The sequence below is a fragment of the Micromonospora sp. PRAS1 genome (genome assembly GCF_059553435.1).
Genome location: NZ_JCANNB010000005.1, coordinates 146,701 through 168,658 on the forward strand (window position 1 = coordinate 146,701; position 21,958 = coordinate 168,658).

Here is a 21,958-nt window from a genome sequence, read left to right on the forward strand (position 1 = left end):
TAACATGGATCGGTGACTCCCGCAGAACTCGCCGAAGCCGTCCTCGCTGCCGCTCACGCCGTCTTCGCCGACCGAGGGCTGGACCGCTCCGCGCTGCCGGAGCAGACGACGGTCGAGCGACCCCGCAACCCCGAGCACGGCGACTACGCCGCCACGCTGGCGTTGCAGCTGAGCAAGAAGGTGGGCGTCCCGCCCCGGGAGCTGGCCGCCGCGTTGGCCGCCCAACTGGCCAGCACGCCCGGGATCAAGTCGGTGGAGATCGCCGGTCCGGGCTTCCTGAACATCCGGCTCGACGCCGCCGCCGCCGGCCAGCTGGCCCGGACGATCGTCGAGGCCGGCACGGAGTACGGCCGGGGCGACCGGCTCGCCGGCCTGAAGATCAACCTGGAGTTCGTCTCGGCCAACCCGACCGGCCCGGTGCACATCGGCGGGGTCCGCTGGGCGGCGGTCGGCGACGCGCTGAGCCGGCTGCTGCGGGCCACCGGAGCAGAGGTCGGCACGGAGTACTACTTCAACGACGCCGGTTCGCAGATCGACCGCTTCGCCCGCTCGCTGCTCGCCGCCGCCAAGGGCGAGCCGGCGCCGGAGGACGGCTACGGCGGCGCGTACATCGGTGAGATCGCCGCCGAGGTCACCGCCCGCCGCCCCGACGTGCTGGGGCTGGCCGACGCCGCCGCCGAGGAGGTGTTCCGGGTCGAGGGCGTCGCGCTGATGTTCGAGGAGATCAAGTCCTCGCTGCGCGACTTCGGGGTGGAGTTCGACACCTACTTCAACGAGAAGGACCTGCACGACCGGGGTGAGCTGGAGCTGGCCCTGACCCGGCTGCGCGAGCAGGGGCACGTCTTCGACGCCGACGGCGCCACCTGGCTGCGGACCACCGACTTCGGCGACGACAAGGACCGGGTGCTGCGCAAGTCCAACGGCGAGTGGACGTACTTCGCTGCGGACTGCGCGTACTACCTCGACAAGCGGGAACGCGGCTTCGACCGGGTCGTGATCATGCTGGGCGCGGACCACCACGGCTACCTCGGCCGGATGAAGGCGATGGCCGCCTGCTTCGGCGACGACCCCGACCGCACCCTGGAGATCCTCATCGGCCAGCTGGTCAGCCTGGTCCGCGACGGTGCGCCGGTACGGATGAGCAAGCGCGCCGGCACCGTGGTCACCCTGGAGGACCTGGTCGACGCGATCGGGGTGGACGCCGCCCGCTACGTGCTGGCCCGCTACTCCAGCGACTCGCCCATCGACATCGACATCGAGCTGTGGACCCGGGCCACCCGGGACAACCCGGTCTACTACGTGCAGTACGTGGCGGCCCGGACCGCAAGCGTCGGGCGCAACGCCGCCGAGGTCGGCCTGACCCGGGGCGACGCCGACGCCTTCCGGCCCGAGCTGCTCGACCACGACAAGGAGAACGAGCTGCTCAAGGCGCTCGCCGAGTTCCCGGCCGTGGTCGCCGCCGCCGCCGAGCTGCGCGAGCCGCACCGGGTGGCCCGCTACCTGGAGGACCTGGCCGGGGCGTACCACCGGTTCTACGACAACTGCCGGATCCTGCCCCGGGGTGACGAAGAGGTCACCGACCTGCACCGGGCCCGGCTCTGGCTCAACGACGCCACCCGGGTCGTGATCGCCAACGGGCTGCGCCTGCTCGGCGTCTCGGCTCCGGAGAGGATGTAACCATGCGCGCTCACGAGGCAGGTGCCCTGCACGGCGACCTCGGCAACCGGGGGCCGGCCTGGCTGCGTACCCCGGCCGACGTCAACGCCCTGATGCCGCAGCTCTGGCCGCGCAACACCACACGCGGCGAGGCCGGCGCGCTCGTCGTCGCGGGCCTGGACGTACGCGACCTCGCTGCCCGGTTCGGCACCCCGGTCTACGTGCTCGACGAGGACGATCTCCGCTCGCGCTGCCGCGACTTCCGGGCGGCCTTCCCGGACGAGGACATCTACTACGCGGGCAAGGCGTTCCTCTGCCGGGCGGTGGTCCGGATGATCGCCGAGGAGGGGCTCTTCCTCGACGTGTGCAGCGGCGGCGAACTGGCCGTGGCGCTGGCCGGCGGGATGCCCCCGGAACGGATCGGGTTCCACGGCAACAACAAGTCCGTGGCCGAGCTGAGCCGGGCCCTGGAGGTCGGCGTCGGCCGGATCATCGTCGACTCGTTCGCCGAGATCGACCGGCTCACCGCGCTGGCCCGCGAACGGGGCGTACGCCCCCGGGTGCTGCTCCGGGTCACCGTCGGGGTGGAGGCGCACACCCACGAGTTCATCGCCACCGCCCACGAGGACCAGAAGTTCGGTTTCTCGCTGGCCGGCGGGGCGGCCATCGCCGCCGCGCTGCGCATCCTCGACGAGGACGTGCTGGAGCTGCGCGGCCTGCACTCGCACATCGGCTCGCAGATCTTCGACACCAGCGGCTTCGAGGTCTCCGCCCGCCGGGTGCTGGCCCTTCAGGCGCAGATCCGCGACGCCCGGGGCGTGGAGCTGCCCGAGCTGGACCTCGGCGGTGGCTTCGGCATTGCGTACACCACGCAGGACGACCCCTCGACCCCGCACGACCTGGCCAAGCGACTGCGCAAGATCGTGGATTCGGAGTGCGCGGCGGAGCGGCTGGTGGTGCCGCAGCTCTCCATCGAGCCGGGCCGGGCGATCGTCGGCCCGGCCGTGTTCACCCTCTACCAGGTGGGCACGATCAAGGACGTCGATGGCATCCGCACGTACGTGAGCGTGGACGGCGGGATGAGCGACAACATCCGCACGGCCCTCTACGACGCCTCGTACTCGGCCACCCTGGCCTCCCGGGCCAGCGGCGCGGAGCCGATGCTCGCCCGCGTGGTGGGAAAGCATTGTGAGTCCGGGGACATCGTGGTGAAGGATGAATTCCTGCCCGCCGACGTGCAGCCCGGAGATCTTGTCGCGGTGCCCGGTACGGGTGCCTACTGTCGCAGCATGGCCAGCAACTACAACCATGTGCCCCGCCCCCCGGTGGTGGCGGTCCGTGACGGCCAGGCCCGACTGATCGTTCGACGGGAGACTGAAGAGGACCTGCTGGCATTGGATGTTGGATGAAGTCACCTGTGCGCCTGGCCCTGCTCGGTTGCGGCACCGTCGGTGCCGAGGTGGTCCGGCTGCTGAACGAGCAGTCGGCGGACCTCGCCGCCCGGATCGGTGCGCCGCTGGAGATCGCCGGCATCGCGGTACGCCGCCTCGGCCGGGACCGCGGCGACCTGCCGGTCGACCCGGGCCTGTTCACCACCGATGCGCTCGGGCTGATCAAGCGCGACGACGTGGACGTGGTGGTCGAGGTGATCGGCGGGATCGAGCCGGCGCGCGGCTGGCTGGTCGAGGCGCTGCGGGCGGGCAAGAGCGTGGTCACCGCCAACAAGGCACTGCTCGCCGAGGACGGCGGCGCGCTGCACGACGCGGCGGCCGAGGGCGGCGGCGACCTCTACTACGAGGCCTCGGTGGCCGGAGCGATCCCGCTGCTGCGCCCGCTGCGCGAGTCGCTGCACGGAGACCGGATCACCCAGGTCACCGGCATCGTCAACGGCACCACGAACTTCATCCTCTCCGCCATGCACGCCACTGGCGCCGGCTTCGCCGAGGCGCTCGAGGAGGCGACCGAGCTGGGGTACGCCGAGGCCGACCCGACCGCGGACGTGGAGGGCTTCGACGCGGCGGCCAAGGCGGCCATCCTCGCCTCGCTGGCCTTCCACAGCCGGGTCGGCGCGGCCGACGTGCACCGGGAGGGCATCACCGAGGTCACCGCGGCCGACATGGCCAGCGCGAAGGCGATGGGCTGCACGATCAAGCTGCTCTGCATCGCGGCCCGGGGCACCGACGCCCAGGGCCGGGAAACGGTGAGCGTGCGGGTGCACCCGGCGATGATCCCGCTGACCCATCCGCTGGCAAGCGTCGGCGATGCGTTCAACGCGGTATTCGTCGAGGCGGAGGCCGCCGGGCAGCTGATGTTCTACGGGCGGGGCGCGGGTGGTGCGCCGACCGCCAGCGCGGTGCTCGGCGACGTGGTGGCGGTGGCCCGCAACCGGCTCGCCGGGGTCCGCGCGGCCAGCGAGTCCGCGTACGCGGCCCTGCCGGTCCGGCCGATGGGGGAGGCGCTCACCCGCTACCACATCAGCCTCGACGTGGCCGACCGTCCGGGGGTGCTGGAGGCGGTGGCCGGCGTCTTCGCCCGGCACGACGTCTCAATCGCCACGGTGCGACAGGGCCCGGCCGGCGGCGGCAACGGCGAGGCGGTACTGGTGATCGTGACCCATGTGGCACCGGACGCGGCGCTCGCCGCGACCGTTCGGGAACTGCGCGGCCTGGAGATCGTCCGGTCGGTGGCGAGCGTGCTGCGCGTCGAGGGCGGTCTCTGACCGAGGCTGTTCGGCTGGTGCGGCGGGTGATCCGGTGTCCCGCCAGATGGGTGTGCGAGGGTGCGACCGGACGCGGCCCGCCGGGCTGCGCGAGGCTGGGGATGACCCGGACGGGACAGAGGCGAGGAGAGCGACATGTGGCGGGGCCTGATCGACGCCTACCGGGACCGACTGCCGGTCACCGAGGCCACGCCCGTCGTCACCCTGCACGAGGGGAACACCCCGTTGCTGCCCGCGCCGGTGCTCTCCGCCCGGCTCGGCTGCGACGTCTACCTCAAGGTGGAGGGCGCGAACCCGACCGGCTCGTTCAAGGATCGCGGCATGACCATGGCGGTCTCCAAGGCGGTCGAGGCCGGCAACAAGGCGATCATCTGCGCCTCGACCGGCAACACCAGCGCCTCCGCCGCCGCGTACGCGGCCCGGGCCGGGGTGACCTGCGCGGTGCTGGTGCCGCAAGGCAAGATCGCGCTGGGCAAGCTGGCCCAGGCGCTGGTGCACGGCGCCAAGCTGCTCCAGATCAACGGCAACTTCGACGACTGCCTGGCGTTGGCCGCCAAGCTCGCTCAGGACTACCCGGTGGCCCTGGTCAACTCGGTGAACATCGATCGGCTGCACGGCCAGAAGACGGCGGCGTTCGAGATCGTCGAGGCGCTCGGTGACGCGCCGGACATCCACTGCCTGCCGGTGGGCAACGCCGGCAACATCACCGCCTACTGGATGGGCTACACCGAGGACGCCGCCGCCGGCAACGCCAGCCGTACCCCGAAGATGTACGGCTTCCAGGCCGCCGGCGCCGCGCCGATCGTCACCGGCAAGGTGGTTCCCGAGCCCTCCACCATCGCCACCGCCATCCGGATCGGCAACCCGGCAAGCTGGACCAAGGCCCTGGACGCCCGGGACGCCTCAGGCGGTCTGATCGACGCGGTCACCGACCGGGACATCCTCGCCGCGTACCGCTTGCTGGCCCGGGAGGTCGGCGTCTTCGTCGAACTCGGCAGCGCGGCCAGCGTGGCGGGTCTGCTCCAGCAGGCCGCCGCCGGTCGGGTGCCCGCCGGTTCCACGGTGGTCTGCACGGTCACCGGGCACGGCCTGAAGGACCCGGAGTGGGCGATCTCCACCGCCCCCACCCCGGTCACCATCGCCAACGACCCGCTCGCCGCCGCCCGCTCCCTAGACCTCACCTGACCCCCACCCCCACCCCCACCCCCACCCTGCCCGCGCTCCACCCCCTGCCCTGCCCGCGCTCCACCCCCTGCCCTGCCCGTTGATCATGAAGTTATTGTCAGCGGCAAGCGCTTTCCAGGGCAATAACTTCATGATCAACTTGGTGCGGGTGCGGGTGCGGGTGCGGGTGCGGGTGCGGGTGCGGGGGGTTGGGGGGTGATGGCGCCGGCGATGGTGCGGGTGACCAGGGTGAGCACCTCGTGGCGGGAGACGTCGTGCTCGGCCAGGTAGCTCCAGCCGGCGTAGAGCTGTGACCAGAGCACCGACTGCAACCAGGTCGCGGGCAGTGCCGGGTCGATGCTGCCATCGGCATGGCCCCGGGCGACCATGGCGTGGAAGTCGTCGTCGCAGACTTCGGTGGTCCAGGCCGGATCCGAGACGAGCTGCGGATCGGCGAAGATCAGCGAGAGCAGGTCGCCCAGGTCGAAGTACTCGGCGCAGAGTCGGTGCAGCGCCTCGGCGCCGCTGCCCTCGCTCAGCCGGGCCCTGGCGGTGGCCCGGTTGAGCCGTGCCACGCCCTCGACGACCACGCCGGCCAGCAGGTCTGACCGCTCGGCGAAGTAGCGGTGCAGGGTGGTCCGGCCGACCTGCGCGGCGGTGGCGATCTCGCTCAGGCTGGCGGCCTGGTTGCGGCTCCACACCTCGATCGCAGCCTGAAGGATGGCCTGCCGGGTTCGCGCCCGGCTGCCGCTTTCCTCGGAAGTCGCCACGCCCTGAGGCTATCAATGTACTAATTTGGAATATGACTTGCCCGTAATAGAACACCGATGTTCCATTGCGGGATGACCGAGACCAGCGTCGCCGACCCTCAGCTCATCGCCCCGCGCGCTCGTACCGCTCTGCTGCTGGCGTACCTGCGACCGCACTGGCCGGCCATGCTGCTCGGGCTGCTGCTCGGCCTGGTGGCGAACGCCGCCGGGCTCGCCGCCCCGCTGGTGACCAAGTGGGTGCTGGACACCCTCGGTTCCGGCGGGTCGCTGGCCCGCCCGGTCGCCGTGCTGCTGACCCTGGTGGTGGTCGGGGCCGCCATCTCGCTCTGGCAGTGGCTGTTGATGGGCGGCCTCGCCGAGCGGGTGGTGCTCGACGCGCGGACCGGCGTGATCCGGCGCTACTTCGCCGCCCGGATCGAGCACATCACCCGGCGACCCGGCGGCGAACTGGTCACCCGGGCCACCTCCGACCCGGCGCTGCTGCGCGAGGCCTCAGGCAGCCTGGTCGGTCTGATCAACGGGGCGGTGGCGCTGCTCGGCACGTTGGTGCTGATGGGCACCCTGGACCTGGTCCTGCTCGGCGTCACCATGGCCGCAGTGGTCGTCGTCGGCGTGCTGATGGGTCTGCTGCTGCCCTCCATCGGGCGCGCGCAGGAGGCGGCACAGGAATCGGTGGGGCGGCTCGGCGGTGCCCTGGAGGGCTCGTTGCGGGCCATCCGGACGGTCAAGGCCAGCCGTGCCGAGCGTCGCCAGGCCGAGCTGATCACCACGTACGCCCGGGATTCCGCGCGGCACAGCGTGTACGCCGTGCGGCGTACCGCCGCGGTCTGGACGATCTCCTGGACCGGCATCCAGGTTGCCGTGATCGTCATCCTCGGCTTCGGTGCCGCGCGGGCCGAGCGCGGCCTGATCGAGGTCTCCACGTTGATCGCGTTCCTGCTCTACGCCTTCCAGTTGATGGGCCCGATCAGCGAACTCACCCAGAACATGACGGCCATGCAGGCCGGCATCGCGGCGGCGGGCCGGCTGCGGGAGATCGAGGCGATCACGGTCGAGCCAGCCACGCCGGCATCGGGCGGCGGACCGACCGGCGCCGTGGCTCCCGCCACCGGGCCGGTGCTGACCTTCCAGGGCGTCACCGCGCGGTACGCGCCCTCGGCGCCGCCAGCGGTGCAGGAGATCGACCTGGAGATCCCGCGCGTCGGGCACACCGCGATCGTCGGGCCCTCCGGCGCGGGCAAGACCACCCTCTTCTCGCTGCTGCTGCGCTTCCTCGAACCCGAGCACGGCCGGCTGCTGCTCGACGGCCGCCCGTACCCCGAGTACACGCCTGGCGAGGTCCGCGCCCGGCTGGCCTATGTCGAGCAGGAGGCGCCGGTGGTGCCGGGCACGATCGGCGACAACCTGCGCTTCACCCATCCCGATGCGACCGACGACGAACTGTGGGCGGCGTTGCGCGCGGTCGACCTGCACGACCGGGTCGCCTCGCTCGACCTCGGACTGGACGCGCCACTTACCGCCACCACCGTCTCCGGTGGCGAGCGGCAGCGCATCGCGCTGGCCCGGGCCGTGTTGCGTACCCCGGACGTGCTGCTGCTCGACGAGGCGACCTCCCAGGTCGACGGGCTGACCGAGGCGGCGGTCGGCCGGTGTGTCCGGCAGCGGGCCGAGGCCGGCGCGGTGATCACCATTGCCCACCGGCTCTCCACAGTGCTCGACGCCGACCAGATCGTGGTGATGGAGCGTGGCCGGATCCGGGCCGTCGGCGATCATCCGACCCTGTTGCAGGGCGACGAACTCTACCGGGACCTGGTGGCGTCGTTGCGGATCGGTACCGCCCCGGAAACCGACGGGCGGATCGGGTCGGGCACACTGCTCGTACCCTAGGTCCGTCTCCTTCAGGAGTGAGCCACGCCGATGTCGCTGCTCGCCAGATTCAGCCTCGCCAACCGGGGGCTGGTAGCCCTCATCGCGGTGGTGACCACGGCGTTCGGTGCGTACGCCGTGCCGTCGCTGAAGCAGCAACTCCTGCCGTCGCTGGAGTTTCCCGCCGCCTTCATCGTGGCCTCGTACCCCGGCGCCGCGCCGGAGGTCGTCGAGGCACAGGTGACCGAGCCGATCGAGAACAGCCTGCGGGGAATTCCCGCGCTCGACACGGTCACCTCCACCTCTCGCGAGGGCCTCACCACGATCACCGTCCAGTACGAGTTCGGCACCGACCTGGACGACGTGGTCAACAAGATGCAGACCGCGCTGAACCGCACCCGGCTGCCCGACGGCGTCGAGCCGCAGGTGCTCGCGGGCAGCACCGACGACCTGCCCGCCGTGGTGCTGGCCGCGACCGGTGGCGGTGCCGACGAGCGCACCCTGGCCGGCAAGCTGCGCGACACGGTGGTGCCGGAACTGGCGGCGATCGAGGGCGTCCGCAGCGTGGAGCTGACCGGGGTCCGGGACGACCTCGTGGTGATCACGCCGGATCCGGCCAAGCTGGCGCGGGCGAAGGTGCAGCCGACCGCGATCGGCACGGCGTTGCGGGCCAACGGGGTGGCGGTGCCGGCCGGTGCCGTCATCGACGGCGAGCGCACCCTGCCGGTGCAGGTCGGTGCCCCGCTGACCACACTGGACGAGCTGCGTGGGATCGTCGTCGCGCCGCCGGCCGGCAAGGCGGGTCCGGTCCGCCTCGGCGACGTGGCCACGGTTTCCGAACAGCTCACCCCGCCCACCGCGATCACCCGCACCAACGGCGCGGAGAGTCTGGGCATCGCGGTCACTGCGGACCCGGACGGCAACGCCGTGGAGATCTCGCACGCGGTCACCGACCGGCTCGCCGAGCTGCGCGAGGCCACCGGTGCCGAGCTGACCGTGGTGCTCGACCAGGCCCCGTTCGTGGAGAAGTCCATCAAGACGTTGAGCACCGAGGGCCTGCTGGGTCTGATCATGGCCGTGGTGGTCATCCTGGTGTTCCTGCTCTCGGTGCGTTCCACGGTGGTCACCGCGGTATCCATCCCACTGTCCGTGGTGGTCGCGCTGCTCGCGCTCTGGATCGGCAACTACTCGCTCAACCTGCTCACCCTCGGCGCGTTGACCGTCGCGGTCGGCCGCGTGGTGGACGACTCGATCGTCGTGCTGGAGAACATCAAGCGCCACCTGACGTATGGCGGGTCGAAGCGGGAGGCGATCCTCACCGCCGTCCGTGAGGTGGCCGGGGCGGTCACCGCGTCCACCCTCACCACCGTGGCCGTCTTCGCACCCATCGCACTGGTCGGCGGCTTCGTCGGCCAGCTCTTCGCGCCGTTCGCGATCACCGTCACCGTGGCGTTGCTCGCCTCGCTGCTGGTCTCGCTGACGGTGGTCCCGGTGCTCGCGTACTGGTTCCTCAAGCCGGTGACCGGGGCCGACGGCGCCGCCATCCGCCGGGCCGCCGAGCAGCGCGAGCTGCGTAGCCCGTTGCAGCGGGCGTACCTGCCGGTGATCCGGTTCGCCACCGGGCGGCGGGCGTACCGCTGGGCGACCCTGGCCGCCGGCCTGCTCGTCCTCTTCGGCACCTTCGGCCTGGCCCGCCAGTTGGAGACGAACTTCCTCGACGACTCCGGTCAGGACACCCTGAACATCCGGCAGGAACTGCCGGTGGGTACCGGGCTGGCCGGCACCGACGCCGCCGCCCGGCGCGTCGAGGCGGTGCTGGCGGAGACTCCGGGCGTGCAGTCGTACCAGGTGACCGCCGGTGGTGGGGACAACCCGTGGGCCGGCAGCGCCGGCAACAACGTGGCCAGCTACGCGCTGCGGCTCGGCGGCGACACCGACGCCGTCGAGATGCGCGGCATCCTGCGGGACCGGTTGGCGCAGCTCGGCCCGGAGGCCGGCGAGATCACCTTCCCGGCGGGGCAGGGCGGTGCCGCCGCCAACGAACTGGCGGTGGTGGTCCGGGCCGCCGACCCGGAGGCGCTGGCCCGGGCCGCGGAGCAGGCCCAGGCGGCGCTGGCCGGTATCGAGGGCGTCGAGGACGTGTCGACCACCCTGGCCGACCGGGTGCCGCGGATCGACGTGGCCGTCGACCGGGTCGCCGCCAGCCGGGCCGGGCTCACCGAGGCCGCGGTCGGCGAGCTGGTCGGGCAGGCGTTCCGCGGTACGCCGGTGGGCCAGGTGAGCCTCGACGGCGAGCGGCGGGACATCGTGCTGCGGCTGTCGCCGCAGCCGCCGGTGACGGTCGAGGAGCTGAAGGCGCTGCCGGTCGGCCCGGTGCGGCTGGACGCCATCGCCCAGGTCACCGAGACCGAGGGGCCGCAGCAGGTCAGCCGGATCGACGGCGAGCGCAGCGTCTCGGTGACCGGCACGGTCACCGGCTCCGACCTCGGCGCGATCAGCACCGAGTTGCAGAGCCGGCTGGACGCGATCGACGTGCCGGGTGCCACGCTGACCCTCGGTGGGGTAAGCGCCGAGCAGCAGGAAACCTTCGCCGACCTGGGTCTGGCGGTGCTGGCCGCGATCGCGATCGTGTTCCTGATCATGATGGCGACCTTCCGCAGTGTGGTGCAGGCGTTGATCCTGCTGGTCTCCATCCCGTTCGCGGCCACCGGCGCGGTCGCCCTGCTGCTGGTCACCGGCACGGCGCTGAGCGTGCCGGCGCTGATCGGCGTGCTGATGCTGGTCGGCATCGTGGTGACCAACGCGATCGTGCTGCTGGACCTGGTCAACCAGTACCGGGCCCAGGGGCTCGGGGTGCGGGAGGCGGTGGTCGAGGGTGGTCGGCACCGGCTGCGGCCGATCCTGATGACCGCCATCGCCACCATCTTCGCGTTGACGCCGATGGCCTTCGGGCTCACCGGCGAGGGCGGCTTCATCTCCCGGCCGCTGGCGATCGTGGTGATCGGCGGGCTGCTCAGCTCCACCCTGCTCACCCTGATCCTGGTGCCGACGCTGTACGCGATGGTGGAGGACACCAAGCAGTCGCTGCGGAGCCGGCGCCAGCCTCGCTCCGCCGAGGAGCGGCCGGATGCCCCGACCGACCCGGACCGGGCCGACGCGGAACGGGCCGGCACCGAGCCGGCCACGGCCGAGTCGACTCCGGCGGGGGAGCGTACGCCGCAGAGCCGGCCGGTGCCGGCGGCGCCCTCGGGCGCGCTGGTGGACGGTACCGACCAGTTCGAGGTGCTCCGGCTGCCGAAGAGTCGGCAGTCGCCCTTCCCGCCGAACAGCTGAGCGGGTGACGCGACGCCCCCGGTGGGTCCCGACCCGCCGGGGGCGTCGCCGGTCCGAGCTGCTGTCCAAGCTGGGACTCGACCGCCGACCGCCGCCCGGTAGGGTTCCGCTCCGTGGCGTCCACCCGCTCCGTGCTCACCCGTAACCGGAACTTCCGTAACCTGTTCCTGGCCCAACTGGTGATGTTCGGTGCCGACTGGTTCGTCATGGTGCCGTTGCTTGTGCTGCTGCCGAAACTGACCGGCAGCGGCGTGTGGGGCGCCCTGGTGCTCGCCGTGGACACCGGCATCGTGGCGCTGCTGCTGCCGTACACCGGCACCATCGCGGACCGCTTCGACCGCCGCAAGATCATGGTCGTGGCGAACGTCGCCGCGCTGGCCGGCGTGCTGCTCCTGCTCGGCGTGCGCAGCGCCGACACGGCCTGGTTGGCGATGCTCGGCATCGGCGTGGTCGCGGTGGCCAAGGCGTTCTACTCGCCGGCCGCGCAGGCCGCGCTGCCAAACGTGCTCGACCCGGAGGAACTGGCCGCCGGTAATGCGGTGGCGGGCTCGGCCTGGGGCACGATGACCATCGTCGGTGCGTCGCTCGGCGGCGTGCTGAGCGCCGCGGTCGGGCCGTACGTCTGCTTCTGGGTCGGCGCGGTGGCCCTGGTCGGCGCCGCGAGCCTGGCCATGCTCATCCGCCGGCCGTTGCAGGCACCGCGGGAGCGGGACGTCCCGACGCCACAGACCTGGGCCGCGATCCGCGAGGCACTGGGCTACATCGGGCACCGCCCGCGGGTGCTGGCGTTGGTGACTGTGAAGTCGGCGGTCGGCCTGGGCAACGGCGTGCTGACCGTCTTCCCGCTGCTCGCCGGGGTGTACGCGGTCGGCCCGGTGGGCGCCGGCCTGCTCTTCGCGGTACGCGGCGCGGGCGCTCTGTTCGGTCCGATCCTGATGCGCCGGGTGTTGACCAACCGGGCGTGGCTGCTGCCGGGGCTGGCTCTGTCCATGTCGGCGTACGGGCTGGCCTACCTCGGCACCTCGGTGGCGCCCTGGTTCTGGCTGGTGCTGGTCCTGGTCTTCGTGGCGCACTTCGCCGGTGGCAGCAACTGGGTGATGTCCAACTTCGCCTTGCAGGGCGAGGTGCCGGACCGGTTGCGGGGGCGGGTCTTCGCCACCGACATGATGCTGGCGACCCTGGCGATCTCGGTCAGCCAACTGGTCGTCGCGGGCGTGGTGGACCTGGTGGACGAGCGGGTCGTACTGGCCGGCTGTGGCCTGGTCACGCTGGTCTACGCGATCGGCTGGCGGGTCGCCACCCGGCGACTCTCGCTCGCCGAACCGGCCACCGCGCCGCCGGGTACGCCGGTGGCGTGAGCCCGGAACTGTCGCGCCCGGCGGGCGGGTGGTGCTCCACCGGCCCGGTCCCGGGCCCTAGCATGGGCGCGTGCCAACCACATTCGCCGCCGGCCCGGTCCGGGTCCGGGTCCCCGCCACCAGCGCGAACCTGGGGCCCGGCTTCGACGCCCTGGGACTCGCCCTCACCCTCCACGACGATGTCGCGGCCGAGGTGACACCGGGCGGGGTGACGGTGTCGGTGACCGGCGAGGGCGCCGGTGAGCTGCCGGGCGACGACAACCACCTGGTGGTACGCGCGATGCGGGCGGCCTTCGACGAACTCGGTGGGCAGCCGCCGGGGCTAGCGGTGGAGTGTGTGAACCGGATCCCGCAGGCTCGTGGCCTCGGCTCCTCCTCGGCGGCCATCGTCGCCGGGGTGCTGCTGGCCCGGGCGCTGGTGACGGACGGGGTCCAGCGGCTCGACGACCACGACGCGCTGCGGTTGGCCGCGCGGATCGAGGGGCACCCGGACAACGTGGCACCCTGCCTGCTCGGCGGCTTCACGGTGGCCTGGACGGAACCGGGCGGCGCGCGGGCCGTGTCGTTGCCGGTGGCCGAAGGCGTACGCCCGACGGTCCTGGTGCCCGCCGAGCGCGGCCTGACCGCCACCGCCCGGGCCGCCCTGCCGGCCAGCGTGCCGCACGCCGACGCCGCGTTGACCGCCGGCCGGGCGGCGCTGCTGGTGCACGCGCTTACCGCGCAGCCGGCGCTGTTGCTGCCGGCCACCGTCGACCGGTTGCATCAGGACTACCGTGCGCCCGGCATGCCCGGGACGGCGGCCCTGGTCGGGCAGCTTCGTGTGGCCGGTGTGGCCGCTGTGGTCAGCGGGGCCGGGCCGACCGTGCTCGCCCTGTCTGAGCTGCCCGAAGGGTTCGATCCGGGAACAGATTGGGAAGTCCTGCGGTTGGCGATAGACATACCCGGCGCACAGGTCGGACAGGGTAGACTCGGACACGCGGAGCGGGACCCTGTTGCCGCAGGTCGGAAGAGTTGATTACGCTCTAGACCTAGCACAGCCGCGAAGCATGCGATCTCCTGCGGGTCGGCGCACCCCCGAAGCTTTCGGCGGTAAGCCCGTCATCCCTGCCTAGGCCCACGCCGCACCGCAGTCTTCACCGGTCGCCGCAGACGGCGAAACCCGCTCACCGGTCTCCTGGTGGGTCGGGCGACCGACCGGCTGCTGTGTCACAGACTCCCGCAGAGCGTCATGCGAGGCGGGTGCACCGAGGCCGCCCGGCCACCTGATTTCGACACCGGGCAGTCCCGGCCTATCGAGGGAAGGAATCCATTGAGCGACACCACCGACGTGACGTCGGATGTTTCCAACGTCGCTGGCGATGCCACCACCGCTGCCCCTGCCCGCCGCCGGCGCAGCGGCACCGGCCTGTCGGCGATGCTGCTGCCGGAGCTGCAGAGCCTGGCCGCGTCGCTCGGCATCTCTGGTACGGCTCGCATGCGTAAGGGCGAGCTGATCAGCGCGATCACCGAGCGGCAGGGCAGCGCCGCCGGGGCCCCTCGACCACGGGCCGAGGTCGCGGCGGCCGCCGCCCCGGTCCGCGAGGAGGTCCACGCGGAGGTACGCGAGACGGCTGAGCAGCCGAAGGCCGAACGGCGTGCCGCCGAGCAGCCGGCGGCGAGCACCGAGACCGAGGGGCGTACCCGGACCCGGCGCAGCCGGGCAGCCGCGGCCGAGCCCCGCGCCGAGGAGGCCGCCGCCGAGTCTGGCGAGCGGACCGAGGGCCGCACGGGCCGTGACCGTGCCGAGCGGGGCGACCGGGCCGAGCGTGAGGACCGGACCGAGCGTGCCGACCGCGCCGAGCGTGCCGACCGCGCCGAGCGTGCCGACCGGGCTGAGCGTGCCGACCGCGCCGAGCGTGGCGATCGCGCCGAGCGGGCTGACCGCGCCGAGCGGGGTGACCGTAACGAGCGGGGCGAGCGTGCGGAGCGTGCCGACCGGGGCGAGCGCAACGAGCGCGGTGACCGGGGCGAGCGCGGTGAGCGGGGCGAGCGCAACGAGCGCGGTGACCGGGGTGACCGGGGTGACCGTAACGAGCGCGGGCAGCGTGCCGAGCGAGACAACGACGGCGACGACGACGGCGATGGCGGCGGTCGGCGGAGCCGGCGCAGCCGCTTCCGGGACCGTCGCCGTGGTCGCGGCGACCGCAGCGAGTCCGGTGGCGACAACGGTCGCGAGCCGCAGGTCGGCGAGGACGACGTGCTCGTCCCCGTCGCCGGCATCGTGGACGTGCTCGACAACTACGCCTTCGTCCGGACCACCGGCTACCTGGCCGGGCCGAACGACGTGTACGTGTCGATGTCCCAGATCAAGAAGTACGGCCTGCGCCGGGGTGACGCGATCACCGGCGCGGTCCGGGCGGCCCGCGACGGCGAGCAGCGGCGGGACAAGTACAACCCGCTGGTCCGGCTGGACACCATCAACGGGATGGAGTCGGACGAGGCGAAGCGGCGGCCGGAGTTCTACAAGCTCACCCCGCTGTACCCGCAGGAGCGGTTGCGGTTGGAGACCGAGCCGCACATCCTCACCACCCGGGTGATCGACCTGGTCATGCCGATCGGCAAGGGCCAGCGGGCGCTTATCGTCTCGCCGCCGAAGGCCGGTAAGACCATGGTGCTCCAGGCGATCGCGAACGCGATCACGCACAACAACCCGGAGTGCCACCTGATGGTGGTGCTGGTGGACGAGCGGCCCGAAGAGGTCACCGACATGCAGCGTTCGGTGAAGGGCGAGGTCATCGCGGCCACGTTCGACCGTCCGCCGCAGGACCACACCACCGTCGCCGAGCTGGCGATCGAGCGGGCCAAGCGCCTGGTCGAGCTGGGCCACGACGTGGTCGTACTGCTCGACTCGGTGACCCGGCTGGGTCGGTCGTACAACCTGGCGGCGCCGGCCAGCGGCCGGATCATGTCGGGTGGTATCGACTCCACCGCGCTCTACCCGCCGAAGCGCTTCCTCGGCGCGGCTCGCAACATCGAGAACGGCGGTTCGCTCACCATTCTCGCCACCGCGCTTGTGGAGACCGGTTCGATGGCGGACACGGTCATCTTCGAGGAGTTCAAGGGCACCGGTAACGCGGAGCTGAAGCTGGACCGGAAGATCGCCGACAAGCGGACCTTCCCGGCCGTGGATGTCAGCGCGTCCGGCACCCGCAAGGAGGAGATCCTGCTCGCGCCGGAGGAGCTGGCCATCGTGCACAAGCTCCGCAAGGTGCTGCACTCGCTGGACTCGCAGGCATCGCTCGACCTCCTGCTGGACCGGCTCAAGCAGTCCCGGACGAACATCGAGTTCCTGATGCAGATCGCCAAGTCGACGCCGGGGGAGTGAGCTTCCCCGACGAGGATCGACCGAGGGGCGTGGCCGGCACCGGTCGCGCCCCTCGGCGTACCCGCCGAATGCCCTCGGGCGGCGGAATGCTTCCGGCGGGCGTGGCGGGAATGCTTCCCGTGAGCGGCGGGAATGCGGATGGACGGCCCGCTGTTGCTACCGGCGACCAGTCCGGTGCGGGCCGCCTCCGGGTTCGGCTCCGGCCCATGGCAGACTGGTCAATCGGCCACCGGTTCCGGTTCACGCCCTGATCAGCGCACCTGGTGCGCGGGCGACCCGGCGACCATCACGAGAGGACCGAGGCGATATGAAGCCCAACATCCACCCGGAGTACGTGACCACCGAGGTCACCTGCTCCTGCGGCAACACCTTCACCACCCGCAGCACCGCCAAGGGCGGCTCGATCCACGTCGAGACGTGCAGTGCCTGCCACCCGTTCTACACGGGCAAGCAGCGCGTTCTGGACACCGCTGGCCGGGTCGCGAAGTTCCAGCAGAAGTACGCCAAGGTTCAGGCCAAGAAGGCCAAGTAGCTCCTCGATCGACGCCCGCGTCCGGTTCCCGCCGGGCGCGGGCGTCGGCCGTATCTGTCCCGGTCTGTCCGCGTTCAAGGAGCGATCCACCACATGAGCAGCGAGCGCCTGACCGCCCTCCTCGACGAGTACGCCGAGCTGGAGAAGCGGTTGGCCGACCCCGCCATCCACGCCGACCAGGGCACCGCCCGCCGGGTGGGACGGCGCTACGCCGAACTGGTCCCGCTGCACAAGGCCGCCGCCGAGCTGGAGCAGGCTCGGGCGGATCTGGCTGCGGCCCGGGAACTGGCCGCCGAGGACCCGTCCTTCGCGGCCGAGGCCGAGGCGATCGCGTCGACCCTGCCGGAGCTGGAGGAACGGCTGGCCGAGTTGTTGATCCCACGTGATCCGCACGACGCCAAGGACGTCATCGTCGAGATCAAGGCCGGCGAGGGCGGTGAGGAGTCGGCGTTGTTCGCCGCTGACCTGCTGCGCATGTACACCCGGTACGCGGAACGGCGCGGCTGGCTCACCGAGGTCATCGACGCCCAGGACTCCGACCTTGGTGGGGTCAAGGACGTCTCCCTGGCGATCAAGGCCAAGGGGGTGCCGGAGGGCGGCAACGGGGTCTGGTCCCGGTTGAAGTGGGAGGGTGGCGTGCACCGCGTCCAGCGGGTTCCGGTCACCGAGTCGCAGGGGCGCATCCACACCAGCGCGGCCGGGGTACTCGTGCTGCCCGAGGCCGAAGAGGTCGACGTCACAATCGACCCCAACGAGCTGCGGATCGACGTGTTCCGCTCGTCCGGGCCGGGCGGCCAGTCGGTGAACACCACCGACTCGGCGGTGCGGATCACCCACCTGCCCACCGGCATCGTGGTCTCCTGCCAGAACGAGAAGTCCCAGTTGCAGAACCGGGAGCAGGCGATGCGTATCCTGCGGGCGCGGCTCCTCGCCGCGGCTCAGGAGCAGGCCGACGCGGCCGCCTCGGACGCCCGCAAGGCGCAGGTGCGTACGGTCGACCGCTCGGAGCGCATCCGCACGTACAACTTCCCGCAGAACCGGATCACCGACCACCGGATCGGCTACACGGCGTACAACCTGGACCTGGCCCTCGCCGGGGAGTTGGACGGCGTGCTCGACGCCCTCAGCGAGGCGGACCGGGCCGCCCGCCTGGCCGGTGACGCGGAACTCGCCCGACGTTGACCCGACCCGGGCGCTGACCCGACCCGGCGCTGACCGGACCCGGGCGCTGACCCGACCCCGGCGCCGGCCCGACCCCGGCGCTGGCCCGACCCGGGCGCTCTGCGCTGACCCGCCTCAGGCGCTGCGCGGACGGACCTTCGCCTGGAGCATCTCGCGGTCGGCGGCCTCGAAGGCGGCGCTCAGCGCGTCCCGCTGGCCCGGACCGCCGGCGCCCACCTCGGAGAAGCCGATGCTGACGCCGACCGGGGTGCCGGGCACGAGGGACTCCCAGTCCTCGGTGCGTACGGCGGCGTCGATGCGGCGGGCCACCTCCGTCGCCTCGGTCATCCCCGCCCCCGGTAGCACCACCACGAACTCGTCACCGCCGTAGCGGGCCACGAAGTCGCCCCGGCGCATCACCCTGTTGATCACTCCGGCGATCCGCTGGAGGACCAGGTCTCCCGAGTGGTGCCCGTGGCGGGTGTTCACCGCCTTGAACCCGTCCAGGTCACAGACGCCGATCACCACCCGCTCACCCCGGGACACCACCGCCGCGATGTAGCGCTCCAGCCGACGTCGGTTCGGCAGCCCGGTCAGCGGGTCGGTCAGCGCCTCGCCCTCGAACCGCGCCGCCTCGCGGCGCATCTCCTCGTGGTCGATGCGGGCCGCGATGCCGTCGATGTAGACGTCCCGGAGCCGGTCGTGACGCTGGGCGGCGAGCCGGAAGGCCAGCCGGTCGGCGCGGTGCGCGGCGGCGTGGTCGCCCGCCCGGCCCAGCGCCATGCTGCGCAGCCTTGCGGGCTCGGCGGCACCGAGGGTCTCGGCGGACACCTGGACGGTGTCCAGCCGGGCGACCGCCTCGATCGGCCGGCCGGCGGCGATGGCCAGGCAGACCTGGCCGAGTTGGCGCATGTCCCGGGCCCGGGCGCTGTCCGCGCCGTGCCCGAGCAGCCGGGCCGGATCGGTGTCGCCGCCGGGCCCGTCGACACGATCGCCGAGGGCGGCCCGGCGGGCGGCGGCGTATCCGTAGGCGGCCAGGCTGCTCGGGCGTAGCCGGTCGGCGCGCCCGGCCGCGACGAACCGGTCGAGGTCGAGCCCGACATCGCGCAGTACGCGCAGGCAGCCGTCGCTGTCGCCGGTGTGGTCCAGGGCCACCGCGTTGCGCAGCCGGATGCCCGGGGCGGCGAACGTCTCCTCCGGGATCCCGGCGGCGGTGCCGAGCTGGCGGGCCCGTTCGATCGCCCCGAGCGCGTAGCCGTGGAAGCTGAGGTACGAGTAGGCCATCGCCAGGTCGTGCCAGCCCCAGGCGGTGTCCCGGTCCGAGTCGTCCACCGCGCTCAGCGCGCGGGCGGCCTTCACCAGGTGCGTGACGCAGCGGTCCAGGGCGCCCTGGTGGTGGGCGGCCAGCGCGGCGAGCGCGTTGAGGTGCCCGTGCAGGTAGGGCTCGGCGAGGTCGCGCACCGTGGCGGCGGCCTCCTCGATGGCCCGGGTGTACTCGGCGGTCCGGCCCAGGTTGATCAGCGCGGAGAGGCGTTGCACGAGCGCGTCGGCGCGAGCGTGTGGATCCCGGGTGGTGCAGATCACCCGATCCAGGATCGCGCACGCCTCGACCGAGCGGCTCACCTCCTGCAACGCCCGCGCCTTCGTCAGGGCGTCAACCTGGTCATCGACCCGGTCGAGCCAGCCCACCCGCGACCTCCCGTCGGTGTGTCGCCGGCTGCACCTGCTTATGCACGTGCATCGCGACGCCTCATGATTATTGCGTGACCACCGAGCCGCAACACCCGTCCGAAGGGACGAGACGGCGACGCCCCACTCCAATAGTGGCCCACGCCGCCCGTGACCTGGCCGAAGCCGGCGTGACCTCGGCGCGGGCCGAGGCCGAACTGTTGGCCGCGTACGTGCTCGGGGTGCCCCGGGGACGGCTGGCCCTCGCCGACGGTTTCACCGACGGTCAGCTCGACCGCTACCGAGCGTTGGTGAGCCGCCGGTCCCGCCGGGAGCCGCTGCAACATCTGACCGGCAGCGCCGGTTTCCGGCATCTGGAGCTGGCCGTCGGGCCGGGCGTCTTCGTACCGCGCCCGGAGACCGAGCTGCTCGCCGGCTGGGCCGTTGAACAGGCCCGCGCCGCGGCGGGGCCGACGCCGTTGGTGGTGGACCTCTGCAGCGGCTCCGGCGCGATCGCGTTGTCGGTGGCCCAGGAGGTGCCGGCCGCCCGGGTGGTGGCGGTGGAACGTTCCCCGGAGGCGCTCTCCTGGCTACGCCGCAATGCGGCGGCCCGGGTCGCCGTGGGGGACCGGCCGATCGAGGTGGTCCAGGCGGACGCGACCGATCCGGACCTGCTGGCCGAACTGGTCGGCCAGGTGGACGTGCTGGTGTGCAACCCGCCCTACGTCCCTCGGTCGGTGGCGGTACCACCCGAGGTGGCCGGGCACGATCCGGCGGAGGCGGTGTTCGGCGGGGCGGACGGCCTGACCGTGATCCGTCCGGTGATCCACCGCGCGGCGGCCCTGTTGCGACCCGGCGGCGGGCTCGGCATCGAGCACGACGACACGCACGGCGAGGTGCTGCCCGGCCTGCTCGCGGCCGACGGCCACTACGTCACGATCGCCGACCACCACGACCTCGCCGGCCGGCCCCGATTCGCGACCGCGTCTCGCCGCGCGGACCGCCCGCAGCCCGGACCGGCCGACACGTGGCAGACTGGCTCCTCGTGATGCTCTACGACTGCCGGTCGCTGGCCGACCGGGACCGCGGCATCGCTGCGGCCATCGAGGCGGTTCGCAACGGCGAGCTGGTCGTCCTGCCAACCGACACGGTCTACGGGATCGGGGCGGACGCCTTCACCCCGTACGCGGTCAAGGCACTGCTGGACGCCAAGGGTGCGGCGCACACGGCACCACCGGTGCTGATCGGCTCCCGGCACACCCTCGACGGCCTGGTCTACACCCTGCCGTCGGCGGCGCGTGACCTGGTGGAGGCGTTCTGGCCGGGCGCGTTGACCATCCTGGTGCGCCACTCGGCGAGCCTGCGTTGGGAGCTCGGTGACGACAGCGGCGTGGTGGCGGTGCGGATGCCGCTGCACCCGGTGGCGCTGGAGGTGCTACGGGAGACCGGTCCGATGGCCGTCGCCTCGGCCAACAAGACCGGCGAGCCGCCCGCGCTCACCGCAGAAGAGGCACGCAGCCAGCTGGCCTATTCGGTGCGGGCATACCTGGAGGCCGGACCGGCCATCAACCCGGTGCCGAGCACGATCGTGGACCTCACCGGCGACGAGCCGGTGCTCGTTCGGGAAGGCGCGATCGACCTGGCCAGACTGCGTGACGTGGTGCCGGACCTACGCGAGAGTCAGGTGGCCTAGGTGCCTCCCTTCACCGTCCTGCACGTCTGCATGGGAAACATCTGCCGCTCGCCGATGGCCGAGCGGCTGCTCACCCTCGCCGTGCGAGAGCGGCTCAGCCGGCGCGACGCCGACCCGGGCCGGGCCGACGAACTGCTGCACAGCCACAGCGCGGGCACCGGCGGTTGGCACGCCGGTGAGGAGATGAACCCGCCCGCGGCTCGCCAGGTGGCCAGCCGGGGCGGCAGCGCCTCCGGGTTCGCCGCGCGCCGGCTGCGTTCGGAGCACATCGACGCGGCCGACCTGGTCCTCACCGCCACCGCCGACCAGCAGGAGTACGTGGTGGCGCTGCGACCCGACGCCGCCTCGCGCACCTTCGTGCTGGGTGAGTTCGGCCGGCTGCTGGCCGCCCTGGACGCGACCGGGCTGCCGCCGGCCGAGGCCACCCCGGAGGCGGTCTACGCCCGTGGCGTGGCGCTTGTGGACGTCGCGCACGCGGCCCGGCAGGGCAGCACCCCGCTGCCCACCGACGATCTCGACGACCCGTGGGGACGCGGTGACCAGTGCTTCACCCGGGTGGCCGACGAGATCGAGGAAACCGTGCACCCGCTGGCCGCTGTCCTGCTGCCCTGACCGGTCCCGGGCCACCTGCCCTGAAAGTGTGAATTTCCTCCAGGTTGGTGGAAAGGGCGGCT

The 21,958-nt window shown here is 72.4% G+C and carries 16 protein-coding genes; 14 read left to right on the plus strand and 2 right to left on the minus strand.

Annotation, left to right across the window (positions count from 1 at the left end; translation table 11 throughout):
- The first annotated feature begins 12 nt into the window (after positions 1–12).
- The 4 genes from argS to thrC all read left to right on the plus strand — a co-directional run bounded on the left by argS (position 13) and on the right by thrC (position 5,560).
- Positions 13–1,677: an arginine--tRNA ligase gene (argS, locus tag AC507J_RS07270; RefSeq protein WP_496288288.1), complete on the plus strand. Its 1,665-nt coding sequence runs from the start codon at positions 13–15 to the stop codon at positions 1,675–1,677.
- A gap of 2 nt (positions 1,678–1,679) precedes the next feature.
- Positions 1,680–3,065, plus strand: coding sequence for a diaminopimelate decarboxylase (gene lysA, locus AC507J_RS07275; protein ID WP_496288289.1), 1,386 nt, complete (start codon positions 1,680–1,682; stop codon positions 3,063–3,065).
- A gap of 8 nt (positions 3,066–3,073) precedes the next feature.
- On the plus strand, positions 3,074–4,375 hold the full coding sequence (locus AC507J_RS07280; RefSeq protein WP_496288372.1) for a homoserine dehydrogenase: 1,302 nt from the start codon (positions 3,074–3,076) through the stop codon (positions 4,373–4,375).
- A gap of 135 nt (positions 4,376–4,510) precedes the next feature.
- Positions 4,511–5,560, plus strand: coding sequence for a threonine synthase (gene thrC / locus AC507J_RS07285; protein ID WP_496288290.1), 1,050 nt, complete (start codon positions 4,511–4,513; stop codon positions 5,558–5,560).
- Positions 5,561–5,694: 134 nt separating this feature from the next.
- Here the strand turns inward: thrC and AC507J_RS07290 are convergent, their stop codons facing one another.
- Positions 5,695–6,309, minus strand: coding sequence for a TetR/AcrR family transcriptional regulator (locus tag AC507J_RS07290; protein WP_496288291.1), 615 nt, complete (start codon positions 6,307–6,309; stop codon positions 5,695–5,697).
- Between the two features lie 72 nt (positions 6,310–6,381).
- On the opposite strand from AC507J_RS07290, the gene AC507J_RS07295 reads away from it, so the two are divergent.
- From AC507J_RS07295 to prfA, 7 genes are all read left to right on the plus strand, one after another.
- On the plus strand, positions 6,382–8,196 hold the full coding sequence (locus AC507J_RS07295; RefSeq protein WP_496288292.1) for an ABC transporter ATP-binding protein: 1,815 nt from the start codon (positions 6,382–6,384) through the stop codon (positions 8,194–8,196).
- A gap of 30 nt (positions 8,197–8,226) precedes the next feature.
- On the plus strand, positions 8,227–11,508 hold the full coding sequence (locus tag AC507J_RS07300) for an efflux RND transporter permease subunit (RefSeq protein ID WP_496288293.1): 3,282 nt from the start codon (positions 8,227–8,229) through the stop codon (positions 11,506–11,508).
- Positions 11,509–11,621: 113 nt separating this feature from the next.
- Positions 11,622–12,866, plus strand: coding sequence for an MFS transporter (locus AC507J_RS07305; protein ID WP_496288294.1), 1,245 nt, complete (start codon positions 11,622–11,624; stop codon positions 12,864–12,866).
- A gap of 70 nt (positions 12,867–12,936) precedes the next feature.
- Positions 12,937–13,881 carry a homoserine kinase gene (gene thrB, locus AC507J_RS07310; RefSeq protein WP_496288295.1) on the plus strand — a complete coding sequence of 315 codons (945 nt, stop codon included), beginning with the start codon at positions 12,937–12,939 and terminating at the stop codon, positions 13,879–13,881.
- 294 nt (positions 13,882–14,175) lie between these two features.
- Positions 14,176–16,230: a transcription termination factor Rho gene (rho, locus tag AC507J_RS07315; RefSeq protein WP_496288296.1), complete on the plus strand. Its 2,055-nt coding sequence runs from the start codon at positions 14,176–14,178 to the stop codon at positions 16,228–16,230.
- A gap of 307 nt (positions 16,231–16,537) precedes the next feature.
- Positions 16,538–16,762 carry a 50S ribosomal protein L31 gene (rpmE, locus tag AC507J_RS07320; RefSeq protein ID WP_203867866.1) on the plus strand — a complete coding sequence of 75 codons (225 nt, stop codon included), beginning with the start codon at positions 16,538–16,540 and terminating at the stop codon, positions 16,760–16,762.
- A gap of 93 nt (positions 16,763–16,855) precedes the next feature.
- Positions 16,856–17,944 carry a peptide chain release factor 1 gene (gene prfA / locus AC507J_RS07325; protein WP_496288297.1) on the plus strand — a complete coding sequence of 363 codons (1,089 nt, stop codon included), beginning with the start codon at positions 16,856–16,858 and terminating at the stop codon, positions 17,942–17,944.
- Positions 17,945–18,058: 114 nt separating this feature from the next.
- Here prfA and AC507J_RS07330 read toward each other — a convergent pair whose 3' ends face one another.
- Complete coding sequence (locus AC507J_RS07330) at positions 18,059–19,612, minus strand: GGDEF domain-containing protein (protein WP_496288298.1); 1,554 nt, start codon at positions 19,610–19,612, stop codon at positions 18,059–18,061.
- Between the two features lie 134 nt (positions 19,613–19,746).
- Between AC507J_RS07330 and prmC the strand changes: the two genes are divergently transcribed.
- Genes prmC through AC507J_RS07345 form a run of 3 tightly spaced genes read left to right on the plus strand, consistent with a single transcriptional unit; the run spans position 19,747 to position 21,896 of the window.
- On the plus strand, positions 19,747–20,640 hold the full coding sequence (gene prmC, locus AC507J_RS07335) for a peptide chain release factor N(5)-glutamine methyltransferase (protein WP_496288299.1): 894 nt from the start codon (positions 19,747–19,749) through the stop codon (positions 20,638–20,640).
- On the plus strand, positions 20,640–21,284 hold the full coding sequence (locus AC507J_RS07340; protein WP_496288373.1) for an L-threonylcarbamoyladenylate synthase: 645 nt from the start codon (positions 20,640–20,642) through the stop codon (positions 21,282–21,284). Before prmC ends, AC507J_RS07340 begins: the two co-directional genes overlap by 1 nt.
- Entirely contained in the window at positions 21,285–21,896 is a 612-nt protein-coding gene (locus AC507J_RS07345; RefSeq protein WP_496288300.1) for an arsenate reductase/protein-tyrosine-phosphatase family protein, read from the plus strand.
- The last annotated feature ends 62 nt before the right edge of the window (positions 21,897–21,958 follow it).